This is a genomic window from Pedobacter jeongneungensis (genome assembly GCF_000633455.1).
Taxonomy (GTDB): Bacteria; Bacteroidota; Bacteroidia; order Sphingobacteriales; family Sphingobacteriaceae; genus Pedobacter; species Pedobacter jeongneungensis_A.
In genome coordinates, this window is sequence record NZ_AYMG01000014.1 from 136,278 (window position 1) to 154,648 (window position 18,371).

The 18,371-nt window shown below is 36.4% G+C and carries 14 protein-coding genes; 13 read left to right on the forward strand and 1 reads right to left on the reverse strand.

Going from position 1 to position 18,371, the window contains the following annotated elements; translation table 11 throughout:
• Window position 1: 1 nt before the first annotated feature.
• From U859_RS0114430 to U859_RS0114490, 13 genes are all read left to right on the forward strand, one after another.
• Window positions 2-895: a putative zinc-binding metallopeptidase gene (locus U859_RS0114430; RefSeq protein WP_025144067.1), complete on the forward strand. Its 894-nt coding sequence runs from the start codon at window positions 2-4 to the stop codon at window positions 893-895.
• Window positions 896-906: 11 nt separating this feature from the next.
• The gene (locus tag U859_RS0114435; protein ID WP_025144068.1) at window positions 907-1,776 is read left to right on the forward strand and encodes a DUF4302 domain-containing protein; all 870 of its coding nucleotides are present in this window, start codon (window positions 907-909) and stop codon (window positions 1,774-1,776) included.
• A 262-nt stretch (window positions 1,777-2,038) separates the two neighbouring features.
• A complete protein-coding gene (locus U859_RS0114440) occupies window positions 2,039-2,602 on the forward strand; it encodes an RNA polymerase sigma-70 factor (RefSeq protein ID WP_162799935.1) in 564 nt (187 codons plus the stop codon).
• 63 nt (window positions 2,603-2,665) lie between these two features.
• Entirely contained in the window at window positions 2,666-3,826 is a 1,161-nt protein-coding gene (locus tag U859_RS0114445; protein WP_025144070.1) for a FecR family protein, read from the forward strand.
• A 342-nt stretch (window positions 3,827-4,168) separates the two neighbouring features.
• On the forward strand, window positions 4,169-7,783 hold the full coding sequence (locus U859_RS0114450) for a SusC/RagA family TonB-linked outer membrane protein (RefSeq protein ID WP_084153073.1): 3,615 nt from the start codon (window positions 4,169-4,171) through the stop codon (window positions 7,781-7,783).
• A gap of 8 nt (window positions 7,784-7,791) precedes the next feature.
• Window positions 7,792-9,264, forward strand: coding sequence for a RagB/SusD family nutrient uptake outer membrane protein (locus U859_RS0114455; protein WP_051584702.1), 1,473 nt, complete (start codon window positions 7,792-7,794; stop codon window positions 9,262-9,264).
• Window positions 9,265-9,283: 19 nt separating this feature from the next.
• Entirely contained in the window at window positions 9,284-10,624 is a 1,341-nt protein-coding gene (locus tag U859_RS31100; protein ID WP_025144073.1) for a putative zinc-binding metallopeptidase, read from the forward strand.
• 23 nt (window positions 10,625-10,647) lie between these two features.
• A complete protein-coding gene (locus U859_RS0114465; RefSeq protein WP_025144074.1) occupies window positions 10,648-11,967 on the forward strand; it encodes a DUF4302 domain-containing protein in 1,320 nt (439 codons plus the stop codon).
• A gap of 192 nt (window positions 11,968-12,159) precedes the next feature.
• A complete protein-coding gene (locus tag U859_RS0114470; protein WP_025144075.1) occupies window positions 12,160-12,543 on the forward strand; it encodes a hypothetical protein in 384 nt (127 codons plus the stop codon).
• Window positions 12,544-12,641: 98 nt separating this feature from the next.
• Window positions 12,642-12,914 carry a hypothetical protein gene (locus U859_RS0114475; protein ID WP_025144076.1) on the forward strand — a complete coding sequence of 91 codons (273 nt, stop codon included), beginning with the start codon at window positions 12,642-12,644 and terminating at the stop codon, window positions 12,912-12,914.
• Window positions 12,915-12,918: 4 nt separating this feature from the next.
• Window positions 12,919-13,317, forward strand: a complete 399-nt coding sequence (locus U859_RS0114480; RefSeq protein ID WP_025144077.1) for a hypothetical protein — start codon at window positions 12,919-12,921, stop codon at window positions 13,315-13,317.
• Window positions 13,318-13,455: 138 nt separating this feature from the next.
• The gene (locus U859_RS0114485) at window positions 13,456-14,118 is read left to right on the forward strand and encodes a DUF2461 domain-containing protein (RefSeq protein WP_025144078.1); all 663 of its coding nucleotides are present in this window, start codon (window positions 13,456-13,458) and stop codon (window positions 14,116-14,118) included.
• A gap of 166 nt (window positions 14,119-14,284) precedes the next feature.
• The gene (locus tag U859_RS0114490; RefSeq protein WP_025144079.1) at window positions 14,285-15,124 is read left to right on the forward strand and encodes a flagellar motor protein MotB; all 840 of its coding nucleotides are present in this window, start codon (window positions 14,285-14,287) and stop codon (window positions 15,122-15,124) included.
• A 467-nt stretch (window positions 15,125-15,591) separates the two neighbouring features.
• Here U859_RS0114490 and U859_RS0114500 read toward each other — a convergent pair whose 3' ends face one another.
• Entirely contained in the window at window positions 15,592-18,126 is a 2,535-nt protein-coding gene (locus U859_RS0114500) for a hypothetical protein (RefSeq protein ID WP_162799936.1), read from the reverse strand.
• Window positions 18,127-18,371 lie beyond the last annotated feature (245 nt).

Consider the following 18,371-nt stretch of genomic DNA (forward strand, 5'->3'; position numbering starts at 1 on the left):
TATGAAAATAAAATATAACCTGATATGCTTAGTTCTTATTAGTCTGATTTATACCTCATGTAAAAAAGAAAAACTAAGCGAAGAAAGTGTTTTTGTAGATTCAACACTTCCAAAAAATGCTTTGGATAGCTATATCTATAATAATTATACGGTTCCATACAATATCGATATCATTTATAAATATGTCGACAGGGAATCCGATCTGACTTACAATTTAGTGCCTGCAACTTACGATGGTTCGGTAAGGATGACGAAATTGTTGTTAAACTTCGGTTTAAAGCCGTATGATGATATTACCGGAAGTAAAGCTTTTATGAGAGCTTATTTTCCGAAAATTTTAACTTATATAGGTACTTCATCTGTTAAAAGTAACGGTACGATTGTACTGGGAACAGCCGAGGGAGGTAAAAAAATCAACCTGTATAATTTAAATAACCTGGCTGGAAATTCAACCAGTATCAGCTATTTAAACAAGTATTATTTTCATGTTATTCACCATGAGTTTCAACACATTTTAAATCAAACTAAGCCATTTCCTACAAGTTTTAATACCATTTCTGGGGTCGGCTATGTGGGAGATGTATGGAACACAACCTATGTAACAGATGGAGCTGCAATTGCCGCTGGCTTTATTTCTCCATATGCCTCAAAAGAATCAACAGAAGATTTCGCTGAGCTGTATTCATTTTATGTTACTTTATCCGCAAGTGAATATACCGCATATTTAAATTCGGCAGGAAGTACGCCTGCAGGCATAGCCATTATTAATACCAAAATGGAGGTTGTTAAAACCTACATGAAAAATGAATTTGGTATCGACATGGATGCATTACGTGCAAATATTCAGGCTAAAGTTGCCGGCCTATCTACATTCGATCAAACAACTTTACCTTAACTAGAAGAATTATGAAAACACAATATTTATTTATAACGGTATTAGCTATTCTTTTATTTACAGGTTGTGATAAAAAGAAAGACCGGATATTTGAAGATAGTCCTGCGGCAAGGTTAAATGCCAGTATTAACGACGCATACAGTGCTTTAAATGGAAAAAAAACCTGGATATTCAGCTTTTATCCTGGAGCAAATGTAGAGTATGGAGGATTTAACCTCTTTCCTAATTTTACAACATCGGTTGATGTAACTTTACAGGCTGATTATGCTACCACCACGCAAAGCAGCACGTTTAAGGTTTATGCAGGTTCTGGTCCTATATTGACGTTTGATACCTATAATTCCGTTATTCACTATTTTTCGTTACCCGGATATTACACTGGTAACAGTACCAGTTTAGGTATTGGTGCTTCAGATAGCGGTATGAAAGGAGAATTTGAATTTTTAGTGCTTAGCTCCAGTCAGGATTCTGTGGTGTTGAAAGGTAGAAAATACGGCAATGTAATGAAGATGAGAGCTGTTGCATCCGATCAGCTTGCAACGATTATTGCCAATTACAAAACGGCCAATACTAAATTTAATACTTACAGAGGCTTTGCTATTGAAGTTAATGGTAAAACACTACAAGGGGTGCCTACGATTGCAACGGTAAATGGAACATCAAGGCCAAATCGCAGTTTTACTTTAGCCACTACACCAAGCCTGACCGTTTCTTATATCGCAACAGATACAGGTATCGAATTTTATAAAGAATATACCATAGAAGGTGTTAAAGTAAATAAACTAACATTTTTTGCTGCAACTACCCAATATCCGTTAGGTTATTATGCAAACAGTAACAATACGTTTAAAATGATTCCTAGATTAACAACAACGCCTTAGGCCCATGTTTCTGACCTAAAAACAGTTTTGGATTTTTAAAAACCTCGCTTTAAAAAGCGAGGTTTTTTTATTTTATTCCATGCAGCTATCAAATCAAATTGTATATTTATAAATATATCTACCTAATCTATATGAGACTATGCGTTTTACTTATTCTTTTATGAACGCTTCGTAAACAAACCAATTATGAGCTCGGTTAGGGAGTTGGAAGGATTTATTTTACAATATGCGCTTTAAAGATTCTGAGGGTGAAAAAATACTTGTGAAAAAAATTGTTGAAGGAGATGAACAGGCTTTTTCTGTCTTGTTCTTCAAGTATCTTCCTGTACTCCAAATTTTCGCTACAAAGTTTACCAAATCTGATGATGCTGCTGAAGAAATTATTCAGGATGCTTTTTTAAGGGTTTGGCTTAACCGTGATAAATTAGCAGAAGTAGAGAATGTGAAAGCCTATCTTTATAAATATGTATCTAATGAGTGCTTGAGCTACCTCCGGAAAAAGCTTAAGGAAGATAAAGTGATCGATGCTTTTACCAACAAGCAGCCGAATAGCCACAATAGCACCTCGGAAGAGATTAATTTGAACGAAATTACCAAGATTATAGCTGTGGCAGTAGAAAAGTTACCCGAACAGCGCAAAAACATTTATCAGTTAAGCAGGCGTGATGGTAAAAGCATCCCGGAAATTGCAGAAATACTTAATATTTCGCCAAATACCGTTAAAAATGCCCTCGTAATATCGCTTAAATCAATAAGATTACATTTAAATCAACATGGAATTACATTTGTTTTTCCTATTGTTTGCTTCTTTTTTAAAATAAAATAAAAAAAAGTAAAATCCCGATAGTCCTAATTTTCTTTTGCGGCTTCTTAGTATCAGAATCTTTATATGGAAGAACGTATACTTTATCTATTACAACAATTTACAGCTAAAACATTAAGCCCGGCAGAAAGAGAAGAACTCTTAGCTCTGGCTGAGCATAGCAATTCGATCCTTACTGACGAAATCGTGAAAATGATTGTTGCAGAGGAAGAATATGCTGTTGATATTGTTGATGAAAAATGGAACCCGGTTCTAAATAAAATTCTTAATGTAGATAAACCTGCGCGCTCACCCCGTAAAATTTTGATGAGTACCATAAAATGGGCTGCGGCTGCAGTTGTATTTATAGTGTTCTCATTTACGGCTTACATTTCTTTAAATAAAAAGAAAGAGCACGTTTTTGCCACTGATGTTGCCCCTGGTAAAAATAAAGCTATTTTAACTTTAGCCGATGGGAAAAAGATTTCACTTTCTGACGCCACCACAGGTAACATTGCAAAGGAAGCAGGATTTTCAATCACCAAAACAGCTGATGGTCAACTGGTGTATAACATTGCCGAATCAGAAAATATTGAGGATACACGGTTAAATACCATATCTACCCCTAACGGAGGTGAATGGCAAATCCGCTTGCCTGATGGATCAACTGTTTGGCTAAATGCAGCATCTTCAATTCAATACCCTTTAAATATAGGTACAGCTAAACAACGTGTGGTAAAACTTGATGGTGAAGCCTATTTTGAAGTAGCCAAAGATAAAGCACATCCGTTTATCGTAGAAACCGATAAGCAATCCGTAGAGGTATTAGGTACACACTTTAATATCAACAGCTATAACGACGAAATTGTAACCAAAACAACCCTGCTTGAAGGTAGTGTACGTGTTTCGCAGAAAAATACTAATCAAAGCGAGATATTAAAACCCGGTGAGCAGTCTATCTTATCCGTTTCTGGTATTGATGTAAAAGGAGTTGATGTAGACGAGGCAATAGCGTGGAAAAACGGCTATTTCATGTTTAATAACGAAAAACAGGTCAGCATTTTACGTAAAGTGGCCCGTTGGTACAATGTAGAGGTCGAATATGCCGATCCGGAAGCCAAGGAAGTAATGTATTACGGTACCGTAAGCCGTTTTGAAAAAATATCGAAAGTGCTTAGAAAGTTTGAACAAACTGGAGAAGTACGGTTTGATATTAAAGGCAATAAATTGATTGTCTACAAAGAATAAACGAGAACAGATGAAGGAGTAACTAACCTTTATCTCTAAAAATAACTAATTAATCAACCTTTAACCTAACAAAAAACCATGACTAAACTTCGACAACACTCCTGACGATTCAATGCTGGATAAATAAAAAAAGGAGTGCTTGCAACACCCCTTTCATATCTGTTTAGCTATTCCGTAAGCCGGAATCGATTAAAAATCAATTTATTTCTTGGATAATCGCGAAACGCTTTTTGGCGTCCAAACTTAATTGCGTTCCGCACAAAAACAGACTATTAAATGTACAAAATTTATATTAGAATTTTATGTACGCATCGACGCTACATACCTAAATTGCTATTAATTATGAAGTTAGTTACGGTCATATTACTTGCCTCTTTAATGCAGGTAAGTGCAGCTTCATTTGGCCAGCTGGTTACATTAAAGGAAAAAAATGTAACATTAGAAAAAATGTTCAGAGAAATCAGACTGCAATCTGGTTATGATGTGCTATTATCAACCAACAAGATTAAAAGTACCACTACTTTTAACGCCAATTTTAGCAATGCTACTATCGAAGAGGTAATGGCACAGATTATTTCTGGAAATGATCTAAGCTACACCATTGAAGATAAAACCATCTTAATTATACCTAAAGAAAAATCGATTATTGATAAAGTGATCGGATACTTTGTTGCCGTAAAAGTAAGTGGAAAAGTAAGGGATAAGAACGGTGCTGTATTACCTGGTGTAAGCGTAAGGGAAAAAGGTGCTGCAAATGCAGTATCAACCAGTGCTGCAGGTGATTATGCGATTTCTGTTAAAGAAAATGCAACTTTGGTTTTTAGCTATATTGGATACAAAACCCTTGAAGTAGAAATTGGTTCGCGTGCTGTGATTAATGTAACTTTAGAAGAAGATGCTGCCCAGCTTAAAGAGGTAAACGTAATTTCAACAGGTTATCAGGATCTGAATAAAAAACTTTTTACAGGTGCTGCCACTGCATTAAAAGCATCTGATGTGAAACGTGATGGTATTACTGATATCAGCAGGATGCTTGAGGGTAGGGTAGCCGGTGTTTCCGTGCAAAACGTTTCAGGAACATTTGGAGCTGCTCCGAAAATCCGTGTACGTGGTGCAACCTCTATCTCAGGTGATAATAAACCGCTTTGGGTTGTTGATGGTGTAATTTTGGAAGATGTTGTAAATATTTCTAACGAACAGCTTTCATCTGGTGATGCCAATACATTGATTGGTTCATCGGTAGCAGGATTAAATGCTGATGATATTGAGAGCTTTAATATTTTGAAAGATGCTGCTGCTACCGCACAATACGGTGCAAGGGCAATGAATGGTGTGGTTGTTGTAACCACAAAAAAAGGTAGAAATACAGAAGGAAAACCTTTGGTTTCATACACTGGTAACTTTTCAAGCTATTTAAAACCTTCTTACAGCAATTACGATATCTTAAATTCTGCCGACCAGATGAATGTTTATCTGGAAATGCAGAGTAAAGGCTGGTTAAACCAGGGAGTTACTGCAAATAATGCAAATGGTGGTGTATTTACCAAAATGTACAACCAGATGTATAGTTATGATGCGGCAACAAATACCTATGCTTTAAGAAATGATTTTCCGAGTCAAAAGGCTTATTTACAGCGTTATGCTAATGCCAATACAGATTGGTTTGATGTTTTGTTTAAAAACTCATTACTACAGGAGCACTCTTTAAGTGTAACATCTGGAACAGATAAATCTAAATTTTATGCTTCAACAAGTTTCTTAAACGATAACGGTTGGACGATCGGTGATGGTGTTAAGCGTTTTACCGGCAATTTAAGAGGAACATTTAAGTTAAGTGAAAAATTAACATTCGAATTATTGACTCAGGGTTCAGTCCGCGATCAGGTTGCGCCAGGTACATTGGGCAGGAACAGTAATCCGGTTTTTGGAACATACGACAGGGATTTCGATATTAACCCATTTAGTTATGCGATAAATACAAGTCGTGTGTTAACCCCTTACGATGCAAACGGCAATCTGGAATATTTTACTAAAGATTATGCTCCGTTCAATATTATTGATGAGTTAAAAAATAACACGTTAGGCCTTACCCAAATCGATTTTAAAGGTCAGGTTGGTATTAAATATAAAATAATTAAAGATTTGCAATATTCATTTGATGGTGCTTACCGTTTTGCTAAAACAAATCAGGAGCATAAAATCACTGAAAATTCAAATCAGGCAAAAGCTTATCGTGCAGGCGTGGCAGAACAAAATCCAACCATTCTTAACAATAACCGTTTCCTTTACAGAAACCCTGATAATCCGAATGCTTTACCAGTTTCAGTTTTACCTTTTGGTGGTTTTTACAATACTGTTGATGATAACATTACCAATTATTATTTCCGTAACTCATTAGAGTATAATAAAACCTTTAATGAAGATCACCTGGTAAATATTTTTGCTACTCAGGAGTTAAGGTACATTAACCGTCAGCATAAAACTTTTGATGGTTATGGTTATCAATACGATCAGGGTGGTGTGCCCTATATTGATCCTAATATTGTAAAACAGAATGTGGAGTCTAACTTCAACTATTACAGTATGAAATATAATTACGAGCGCTATTTAAACTATTCGTTAAGAGCAGCTTATTCTTATAAAGGTAAATATAGCATCAATGCTACCGGACGTTATGATGGTTCTAACCTTTTAGGAGAATCGCGTACAGCAAGATGGTTACCTACCTGGAACGTATCGGGTGCATGGAACATCGATACCGAAAACTTTATGCAGAAAGAAAGCATTAAAAAAGTATTAAACCGTGCTACTTTACGTGCAACTTATGGTTTAGTTGCTAGTTTAGGCCCGGCTACAAACTCTAGTTTGGTTCTTTTAGCACAGGGTACACGCAGACCATACTTATCTGAAAAAGAAACAGCCTTGTTTATTTCCGGCTTAGAAAATTCTCAGTTGACGTTTGAAAAAATGAACGAGTTAAACTTAGGTCTGGATTTAGGCTTTTTTAATGATCGTTTAACTTTAACGGTTGATGCTTATGATAGAAAAAGTTACGATCTGATTGGTGCAATCAGAACATCAGGTATTGGTGGCGAGCCAGTTAAAGTTGCCAACTATGCTGATATGAAATCGAGAGGTATTGAAGCAACAATTGGTGCTACAATCTTCAAAAAAGAAGATTGGGGATGGAATACCCAGTTAAACTTTGGACACAACACTTCGAAAATTACCAATTTACAAAATCAACCTTTAATATTTGATTTGGTTAATTCTGATGGTGGTGCACAATTGGGTTACCCACAAAGAGGTTTGTTCTCTATCGATTTTCAAGGTTTGAGCCATGCAAATGGTGTGCCTCAATTTATTAAAGAAGATGGTACAGTTGGAACAAATGTTTACTTGCAGAGCGATGTAACTAAATACTTAAAATACGAAGGCCCTATTGATCCAACCTTAACAGGTGGTTTTTACAACTCATTTAGATACAAAGATTTTACTTTCAGTGCATTGGTAACTTTTAGTGCTGGTAATAAAGTGAGGTTAAATCCTGTTTTCAAATCGAGTTACAATGATTTAGACGCAATGTCTTCAGTTTTTCTTAACAGATGGGAAATGCCTGGTGATGAGTTAATTACCAATGTGCCTTCAATTCTTGATAGAAGACAGGTTGCACAACTGGATGGATATCCTTATAACAATTACAATTACTCATCGGCGAGGGTTGCAGATGGTGGCTTTGTGAGGTTGAAACAAGTTTCGTTAAGTTATAATGTTAAACCGGCATTGATCAGCAAGTTTGGTTTCAGAACAGCTTCGTTAAGTCTTATTGCAAATAATGTGGTTTTAATTTACTCAGATAAAGCGCTAAACGGACAAGATCCAGAGTTCTTTGGAACAGGTGGTGTGGCCTTGCCAATCCCACGTCAGTTTACTTTATCACTAAAAGTTGGATTTTAATTTATAACATGATGAAAAAAATATATAGTTCAGTATTATTAATTCTTGCAATTACTTCTTTTAGTGGTTGTAAGAAATATTTAGAAACTGCTCCCGATCAACGTACCAAATTAAATACCCCTGAAAAGGTTGGTGAGCTTTTAGCTACAGCATACGCACAGGCAGATTATGTTACTTTTGCAGAAGCTGCTTCCGATAACTCTGAAGATAAAGGTGTTAACGTTGGTGATATTGCAGTTGAAAATCAGGATGCTTATTTATGGAGGGATGTGAACGGTAGAGATACAGGAACACCAACCAACTTTTGGAATGCAAGTTATACGGCTATAGCCGCTGCTAATGCAGCCCTTGAAGCCATAAATAGCATGCCAGATCAAACAGCATATCTGGCCTACAAGGGTGAGGCATTGGTTGCCCGTGCCTATGCACATTTTATGCTGGTAACGTTTTTCGCAAAAGCATACGATCCAACAACATCGAATGATTCTCCTGGCATTCCGTATGTTACTGTACCAGAAAAAATAGTTTTTGGTCAGTATACCCGTGGAACGGTGGCCTCAACCTATGCCGCAATAGAGAAAGATCTTTTAGAAGGTATGCCATTATTAAAAGATAATGCATACAAAGTTCCGAAATATCATTTTAACCAGGCCGCTGCAAATGCTTTCGCTGCCAGATTTTATTTATTCAAAAGAGACTATGCAAAAGTGGTAACTTATGCTACAGCGGTAGCGCCAAGCGGTAGTTTTGCAACGATCATCAGGCCATGGAATACGCGTTATTATGCTGCATCAGCAAACGAGTTTCGTATTGCATTTACCCAGGCTGCTGAACCTTCAAATTTATTAATTACTGAAGCAGCATCTAGTTGGGCACGTAATCAGGCATTTTACCGTTACGGAATGGGTTTGACATTAAATGCAGCCTCGTATCAGCCAAATGTTACCGGAACAAGTTTTACTTCTCAAAAAGTATTAAGCTATGGTGTACCAAATTACACACTCTATAAATATTTAGAATTATTTATCCGTACAAGCCCTAATGCAACAATTGGGTTTCCGTACACGATGATGATCCAGTTTACTACTGATGAGGTTCTATTGAACAGGGCAGAAGCCTATGCAAATTTAGGACAGAATACTTTAGCATTAGCCGATCTAAATACTTTTGTAAGCACAAGGGTACAAGGTTACAACTCAACAACACACGCTGTAACATTGGCAAAAGTTGCTTCTTTCTATAATACGAACGATCCTAAAGAAGGATTGGTAAAAACCGTTTTAGACTTTAAAAAGCAAGAATTTGCACAAGAAGGTTTACGTTGGTTGGATATTGTAAGGTTAGGTTTAACTGTGAGACACAATATTAAGGCGGTAGACAATTCTGATACTTTTGTAACACTTGCACCAACTGATCCACGCCGTTTATTTCAACTTCCTTCTGAGGTTAAATTATCAGGTATAGACCAAAATCCTAGGTAGTATTATTAAATATAGAAATATGAAAAAGATATTTAAAATAAGTTTGTTGGCACTGGTTGTATCTGTGGCCGTGTCATCTTGCAAGAAGGATAAAACACTTAATGCAAATTTAGATGCAATTGACAGAAATAATACCGTAAAATCAGATATCGATAACTGGTTGACTACCAATTATCTTAATCCTTATAACATTGAAGTGAAATATCGCTTCGATCCTTTTGAAGCTGATTTAGACAAAGATATAACCCCTCCGAAAGAAAGCCAGGTAATCCCGGCGATGGAAACGGTTAGGGATATCTGGATAAAGCCTTATGAGAAGGTGGGTGGTCCGAATTTTATGAAGATATATACACCTAAACAGTTTTACCTGGTAGGAAGTCCATCTTATAATGGTGACGGTACCATTACTTTGGGTACTGCCGAAGGAGGAAAGAAAATTGTTTTGTATGTGATCAATAATTTCTCTAAAAGCAATACGGCCGCTACTTCAGAAATGATCCATGTAATTGAGCACGAGTTTACGCATATTCTGAATCAAAAAGTGGCTTATGATGTGAATTTCGATCTGGTAACCAAAGCTGATTATACCGCAAACTGGAACATTCCAAGTCAGGCTGTAGCCAGGACTTTAGGTTTTATTACGCAATATTCACGTTCTAATCCGTTAGAAGATTTTGCCGAAATGACCTCTATTATGTTACAGTATGGTAAAGCAAAATACGATGCAACAGTTAATGCGCTAACAGCTGATTCTCAAACAAAGCTTCGCAAAAAAGAAGCATTTGTGGTAGATTATTTCAAGAAAGCATTTAATATTGATTTCTATGCACTTCAGGCTGAAGTTACTGCTGCTACAGATCGTAACGCACCACCACTGTATACTGCAATAGGCACTGGTAAAACTTATACTACTCTTACAGCTAGTCCTTCTACACAAACCCCACAATCTCCTGAGTTTTTAGCACTTTGGAATACAGCTAAAACAGCAATGACTGCTCAGGGTTTTGGTTTAACTACCTATTCGATGTTGTTCGGTGCCAATAACCTGGTTACCATCAGATATACTTTTACACAAGGTACAAATACATTTAGTGGTGATGCAGACTATACGATATCATTTGATGCAAATGGAACAGCAACACTAACATTAAATAGTGTGCAACCAACTTCAGCAACTTATAGTAATTATGGCATTATTAAAACATCACTTGCCGGACTTGCTGGTTATGTGGCTAATAATAAATTCAATATAGATTATGCCCCTAATTTCGTTCCTGGAACTAAAGGTTTGCCAGGTGCTTTTGGTGCATTCTATAAATCAACTGATCCAACATCATTCATTATTGGAACGCTGAATTAATTTTCATACTTAAAAATATAAACATGAAAAAATATATATTATATGCCCTGCTTTCTGTTGCGCTATTTAACAGTTGTAAGAAAGGCATAGATCCAGGGCCAGGAGAAAGGCCGGAAGAAAGAACCGAAGCTGCGCTTACCTCTTATAAGGATGCTTTAACAGGTAATACCAATGGATGGAAAGCATTGCTTTTTCCATCAGGAGGTGGCGTGTACTTGTTCTCGATGAAATTTGGTACCAACGACAGAGTTAATATGATATCGGATTTCACTACAGCAGCAGCATCAACAAGTGCTGAGAGTGGTTATCGGTTAAGATTACAACAGGCACCAACATTACTTTTTGATACCTATTCTTACATCCACTTGTTAGCCGATCCTGATCCATCAGTTGCAGGAGGCCAGGCAGGTAACGGTTACAAATCAGATTTTGAATTTTATTTTGACAAAACTTCAGGTGATACCATCAAGCTAATAGGAAATAGATTAGGAAGTAAGTTATTTTTGGTAAAGGCTAAAACAGCTGCAGAATACGATGCATTTCCAAAAGGTACAAATGATGTATTGTCAAAATTAGCACAGCTTAGAACTTATTTTAAAAGAACTACCATTGGTGGGGTTGAATGTGAAGTTAAAGTTGATCCAACCAATAAACAGTTAATTTTTACCTATTATGTTAATGGTGCAGCCGTTGTGGTAACTGGCGCTTTTTATGTAGATGGAACAACAATGGTATTTCTTAATCCAATTACTATAGGTACAGCAACTATAAGCCAAATTAAGGATACAAGCTTTGATGCTACAAACAGGGTTTTTGCAGGAACAATAAATGGTACTGCCTTCTCATTAAATGAGGCTATAGCTCCTTTAAAATTCGACGCAACTGCCGCACAAAAATGGTACAATCAAAAGGCTTTAAACTTTAATGATTGCTGGGTTTCTGATAAAGCTTTTCATGCCAATGGCGTTGATGATTTTTGTAATTTCAGAAGTGTTCCTGGTTATACCAACTTATGGTATGCGGGAGCATCAGTATTTGGTGGTGCCAATGATGGTTTAATCGCTTTTACGACCGGATTAGTTGCCCCTTATGCTTTTTCAGTAACACCCGTAACTGTTGTTAGTGGTATTGCCCGGTTTACACTGGTTTCGAGCGCCGGAACGTTTACAGGAACTGCACCATTGGCTGTTTCAATGACAGCTGCAAGAGCGCTTCTGTACGGGGGAGCAACAGCAGGTAGTTCTCAAGATTGGTACCTTATTTCTACGTCTCCTGATGGAACACGTTACGATATGGTACGTAAATCTGATGCACAAGCTTGGATTAGCTGGAGACCTAGATAGATATATTCAATAAATTAATATATGCTCTTAAAACCCTTACCCTAAAAAGTAAGGGTTTTTTATTAAGCTCATTTAACATTTTGTTCATTAAGTACTTTTTAAGGCTTTATTTATAGATGAAAAATCGCTTTCTGTTTTATCCTTAAAAATGTATATTTATCTATATTTCAAAACCTTATAAAATCATTCCTTATGAAAAAACTATTATTATTTCTCCTGCTGGGGACATTTTCCATCATTGGACTATCCTCATTCCAGTCGTTTTCTAAAAAGGCAATCCATAAAACGGAACCTGTTTTAATTAGTTTAGGTGTAGACGGATATTTTGGTGAATTGTATTTTGATGACACAACCGATCAGTTTTTAAGCGGAACCGTTATGAAAGAGGTTCCAAATAGTGGTGGTGCATTTAGGGTTTATACCATCAATTCAGTGAGTGGAAGTTTGGTCCGTTCTTTACTCAATAATCAGATTACCCATTTTGAGGGCAATATTTACGGCTCATCGGCAAATGGCCAGCTTTCTGTTACTTTAACATTAACTTCAAATAATAACGCGGCACTAATAGCTCAGTAAAAAAATAAATTGTGCCAAAAACCTCACTCAAAAAGTGAGGTTTTTTTATGACATAATTTTTAAACCCCTCCAACCGTTTATGCTTATATTTGTAGCTCATGAAGAAGAAAGCAATTTTTATCCTGTTTGTGCTGGTATTTACCTTTGCGGTAAGCCCTAAGGTAAATGCACAATGTTCTATGTGTACCATTAATGCCGAACAGGGTGTTAAAAATGGCAATACGCAAACGGCAGGTTTAAATACCGGGGTATTATACCTGTTGTCTATTCCATATTTAATGGCGGTAATTGTAGGTGTGGTTTGGTATAAAAAATACCGTAAAAAGAACATTCACCTCAACATGAAAAAAGAACCCTTTAATTTAAATTAAAAGTGTGGAAGGGCAAACTTCAAAGTTATATGCCATTGTGCATTGTAAATGCCCGCATTGCCGTAGGGGAAATATTTTTACCGGCAGCATGTACGGCTGGAATATTCAGCATACCAAAGAAATTTGCGGTCATTGCGCACAGCGTATAGAAATCGAACCCGGTTACTTTTACGCAGCCATGTATGTAAGCTATGCGATGAACGTAATCGAAATGCTTTTTGCCAGTTTCATTACCTATTTAATTTTCGGACCATTAACTGATGCTACTTTCTGGCATTATCTGATCGTGATTTTTGCAGGCTGTTTTATCCTGTATCCCTTTAATTACCGTTATTCGAGAATTATATTGCTTCATGTTTTATCGCCAAACATCAAGTACAAGCCGTATTACGATAAAGGTTAATTGTTTAAATTGTATAAACTGGTTAACTGTTCGATTGATAGATCAAACAATTAACCGATTAAACGAGTTTGAAATTTGCGGCTGGCTTTTGAGCCAGTTAACCGATTAAAACAATTAACCAGTTAACCATAAAACTGTATGCTTAAAAAAGAAACGCTAAATTTTATAAAAGATGTTGCGGAAAATAATAACCGCGAATGGTTTGCTGCCAATAAAGAGGTTTACGAAACAGCAAAAGCCGATGTGCTTGAACTTGTAGCCGCACTTATTCCCGAACTGGCTAAGGTAGATCCACTACTTTCTGCAGAGGCAGACCCTAAAAAGAGCCTTTTACGCATTTATCGTGATGTACGTTTCAGTAAAAATAAAGATCCTTATAAAAATAACTTTGGTATCTGGTTTTCGGCAAAAAGCAAGGGAGGCAACGAGCCGGGTTATTATCTGCACATTCAACCAGGCAAAGGGTTTCTGGCGGGTGGTTACTGGATGCCCGAAGCAGCGCATTTAAAACTGATCAGACAGGAAATTGATTATAATATCGGCGATTTTAAAGAAATCATCAATGAGAAGGATTTTAAGAAAAGCTTTAAGTTAGGTGTTGATAATGCACTTAAAAATGCTCCAAAGGGTTATGATCCGGCAGATCCTAACATCGAATTTTTAAAACTGAAAAGCTTCGAAGCAACCACCAAAATCAGTGATGAAGAATTTTTAAAGCCGAATCTCGTTAATAAGTTGATAAGTTCTTTTAAAACGGTACAACCTTTAGTTGCATTTTTACGGAATGCAATAGAACAATAATCAAACAATAATCAATAATCAATAACCAATTAACAATAATCAATAACCAGTAGCAATGACCAATTTTCAAACAGAATAACCCTATTGATACTTGCTACTAAATACTTGCTACTAGATACTTGCTACTGAATATCCAACCTAATACTAAACTCTTGAAACTTTAAACATGAAAAATACCTTTCTTGCCTTTGCCGTTCTCCTCTTTATTTCTTCGCTAACCTCCTGTGTGGTATTATCTCCAAAAAAGTATAAAGCTTTATTGGGAACCAAAGATTCGCTTTACACAGCTTTTAATGAAGGTTTAATTAAAATCGAAAATCTTGAAAAAGAAGTAGCAAAGCTGAAAAAAGATACCACATTAATGGCCGAAGAGCTGCGCGACCTGCAAAATAGCTACAATACTGTTGATGCAAACTACAAAAAACTTAAAAACAATTCTTCAACCGAAATCACCAAACTATCAGGCGATTTAGCTGCCCGCGAGAAACGTTTAAAAGAAGTAGAAGAAGTGCTGCGTAAACGCGATGAAGCAACTAACTCACTAAAAGAAAAACTGCAACAGGCCTTATTGGGCTTTACCAAAAACGGTTTAACTGTTGAAATTAAAAATGGTAAAGTTTATGTTTCTTTAACTGATAAACTTTTATTCCCTTCGGGAAGTATCATCATTGATGAAAAAGGTAAACAAGCTTTAACACAATTGGCTAATGTATTAAAACAACAGCCGGAAATTAACATTGCAGTTGAAGGCCATACTGATAACCAGAAAATAAATAATTTAGGACAGATAAAAGATAACTGGGATTTAAGCGTGCTTAGGGCAACATCAGTAGTACGTTATTTAACGGAGAATGAAAAAGTAGAGAGTGTGAGGATGACGGCTACTGGCAAAGGCGAATTTCAGCCATTAGGTACCAATGCAAATGCCGAGGGAAGAAGCAAAAACAGAAGAATTGAGATCGTGCTTTCTCCAAAACTGGATGAGCTTTATAACTTGATTAAATAAGGTCTCTTAACAACCAAAATTAAATAAGGACTTATCAGAATAATCATATTCTATAGTCAGAAAAGGAAGGTGTAGCAGTTCCTGGCTGCTTTATTCCCGCCATTCGCTTCAATCTTTTTGTGCTACTGTTATGCTGTGAGGTACGAAGCATCTGTTTCATAGGTTACAGATGTTTCGTACCTCAGCATGACAGCGTATTCAGGGTTGCTGCAACAAAAAGTATTTTCGCTGCTATCGGGTTTAGGAACAAGGTTTTGTGCACCCCGTACCCTCAAAAATGAAAAACTGTTTTGGCCGTATAGCCCCGCTTGAAGCATTACCCTGCAGCAACGAGGCACGAGGAAGCAAGTGTAAAAGCGGAAAACGGGGAGAAATTTATTGTTTTGTACAGGCCTCGCGCTCCAAACCAAAAAATTGTTTAACATTATAAAATGAGAAACTTGTATTTTTAGAAGAAAAGGCCTCTTTTAAAGGTTTTGGTGACGGCGATAGGATTTTAAAATCTTAAAAGTATGCTCAAATTCACTACCGCTTAAGTTCGAATAATCAGGCATAGAGAGTTTGTGTACTGTTAAAAAATTAAGCAGTTCTTTAATTACGTTTGATACTTCTTCCGATTCTTCGGTATGTTTTAAGGTATCTATTTTACTCAGCAGAAGCGAAATCTCGAACATTTTAAAATCATTACGGTGCGTAATCTCTAAACCTGCGTTGGCTTCTATCAGTGCCTGTTCATAATTGTTCGTGGCATTATAAAAGTTTGCTTTAAAAATCCTAACACTGGCCAGGATGAAATTGGTATGGTAGGTATAATCGCTGTTGATGATCTTATCTACAAACTGCATAATGCGCTGTGCCTTTTTAAAGTAGTTGAGCTTAATATAGGTCTGGCCTAAATGCAGCAATAGGAAAGGCGAGAATACGGAATGCCTTATGTAAAAGATGTTTGGATATTTGCTTAAAATGGCCATAATAAAGCGGTGGCATTCTGCATAACTTTTCTGCGAGAAAAGTGCAATTAATACCAACCGGTAAGATAATATTTCAGTTGCGGTAATTTCTTCGTTTTTCCGCGGGTTGCTTCTGTCTATTTCCTGGCAAAGTTTAATGATTTTATCTTCAAGGGTTTTGCTCTCATTGGGTTTGTTAACCAGGTTATTGTAGAAATACAGGATTAAATCATACGGATTGATCGGAAACAGCTCATTTAGTCTTTTGTAATTCCTTTTTAGGAGCTGCATGGTGTTTGCCAACGATATTTTGTCAACATCGATCAGGTTTACATTACACTCTATTACATGCAGCATAATCTGGATATCTTCATTAAGTACGTTCTCCGAAATGGTTTTGATTGTTTCTTTATAAAGTGTACTCATGGTACGCCCGGAAGCCATAATGTCTACAAAATCGACATCGATACTCAACTTGTTAAAGTTGGAATTGGGCTTGCCGAGCTCGAATTTAGATACGTAACAAATAAAATCGAAAGCACTGTTTTTCTCTCTGTTGGTAAACGGAAGTTTGAAAATGTTTTTTAAGGCTGCAATTTCATTCCTGTTGATACAAAACCGGATTGACCAGTTTAAAATATGGTCTCTGCGCGAATTTTGTGCCGGAAAACTATTTAAAATATACTCGAAAAATGATTTTCCCGGTTTATATTCAAACTTATCGGTAATCTGTATAAAAAGGAAATAAGTATAAATATCGTCGCTTAAAAAACGGACAATTTCAGTTGGTATAGTGGTGCTCAGTCTCTTTTCTTCGATAATAATCCCAGCATGCAAAAGTTCCTCATAAGCATCAGGATAGCAATTGATATAGCTTAATATCTTTTCTTTTGATACCCTAAGCTTTTTGTTTCCTTCTGAAATACAATCACTTATTTTTTTGAGCAAAAATATTTTTTCAGTACTCTTTTTGGCAAGGAATACGCGTTTTTCTAAGAAATAGCTGATTAATTCATAGCATAATAACGGATTACTCAGTTCAAGATGGTGGTTTTCATCTTTGAGTTTAAAATAAACCTGTAACCAAAATGGCGTTTTAAACTGGGCCAGCAGGGGAGGGCTTACGTCAGATCTGTTAATAATTTTGTTTTCGATGTGACTGAGGGTATACAATACCTCGTCGGCATTTAAGGGTGGCACATTGCTTAAGGTATCTTCATCATAAAACAGGCCGGTGTACCAGGCCTTGGTTAAAGATGCAGATCCGTAAATAGCGGGCTGTAAATTAATCCAGCTATTGGTGCGCAATCCGAAAACAAGCTTAATAAAATTATTTTCTTCTATGCTGTATAAAAAATCTATAAATGTTTTAAAATAATTGCTTCTGGCCAACAGTTCATCAATACCATCAACAATGATGATAAAACGCCCCTCACGTTTTTCGGGGTTTTTCTTAAAAAAACCGATCAGCTCACTTAGGCTTCCAAACTTAAATTCTTTTAAAAACCAATCTTTTAAGGTCACTCCGTTTTGTATAATGGTATTAATACTGGTAGAGTTTACCATTAAAACAATATCATTTTTATACAAGGCATTTTCTGAAAAGAAAAAATACTCTACCATATGGGCCAACAAAATTGATTTTCCCTGGCCAGGCTGTGCACTTACCGTAGTAAACTGATAGTTGTTTTTTAGAAAGTAATCAAAATCAGGATAGAAAAAACTTCTGTTTGCTGTGGCAGTAAATGGAACACCCGAGTTGTTTTTTTTTGCAATTAACGATACATCTGTAATGGCGTGTGCTTTTAGCTTTAAATCCTGCCATATACTCTGAACAGAAGTGGTTTGGTTCTCCTTGTCTTTACAGAAAGCATCCCAATCATTGTACCCAATATACTGCGAAAGGCTGTTCAGTGTAAACAGTGAAAATTTATGTAGTGTATTTGCGAAGCCGAAGAAGCGCTTTATAGTAGTTTCACTTACGTAGTTCTTGGTTTCTTGAAATACATACTCGGAGATGATCTTACAATGGGCTGGGTCAATGTTTCTCAAACCAGATTTTATAAGGACAAACTTCCTGAGTTCGATAAGGAGATCGTTAGCGTTCATGAATTGACTGATGGGATGACTAGCGCTAATGTCATCATAATTTCACAATTGAAGAAATCTATTCACGAAGAATGGTCTGTATGAATAAAATGAATGAAACGCATTTTGCAAAAATGAATAGCAATGGATAGGATAGGTTGCTATTCTAGATATAGATTTGTCATAATTATATAATGCCCCTGAAAAAA

Excerpts from the sequence above, each read along its gene's own strand:
- U859_RS0114430 (WP_025144067.1), top strand. The coding sequence starts at position 2 with ATGAAAATAAAATATAACCTGATATGCTTAGTTCTTATTAGTCTGATT.
- U859_RS0114435 (WP_025144068.1), top strand. The coding sequence starts at position 907 with ATGAAAACACAATATTTATTTATAACGGTATTAGCTATTCTTTTATTT.
- U859_RS0114445 (WP_025144070.1), top strand. The coding sequence starts at position 2,666 with ATGGAAGAACGTATACTTTATCTATTACAACAATTTACAGCTAAAACA.
- U859_RS0114450 (WP_084153073.1), top strand. The coding sequence starts at position 4,169 with ATGAAGTTAGTTACGGTCATATTACTTGCCTCTTTAATGCAGGTAAGT.
- U859_RS0114455 (WP_051584702.1), top strand. The coding sequence starts at position 7,792 with ATGATGAAAAAAATATATAGTTCAGTATTATTAATTCTTGCAATTACT.
- U859_RS31100 (WP_025144073.1), top strand. The coding sequence starts at position 9,284 with ATGAAAAAGATATTTAAAATAAGTTTGTTGGCACTGGTTGTATCTGTG.
- U859_RS0114465 (WP_025144074.1), top strand. The coding sequence starts at position 10,648 with ATGAAAAAATATATATTATATGCCCTGCTTTCTGTTGCGCTATTTAAC.
- U859_RS0114470 (WP_025144075.1), top strand. The coding sequence starts at position 12,160 with ATGAAAAAACTATTATTATTTCTCCTGCTGGGGACATTTTCCATCATT.
- U859_RS0114475 (WP_025144076.1), top strand. The coding sequence starts at position 12,642 with ATGAAGAAGAAAGCAATTTTTATCCTGTTTGTGCTGGTATTTACCTTT.
- U859_RS0114485 (WP_025144078.1), top strand. The coding sequence starts at position 13,456 with ATGCTTAAAAAAGAAACGCTAAATTTTATAAAAGATGTTGCGGAAAAT.
- U859_RS0114490 (WP_025144079.1), top strand. The coding sequence starts at position 14,285 with ATGAAAAATACCTTTCTTGCCTTTGCCGTTCTCCTCTTTATTTCTTCG.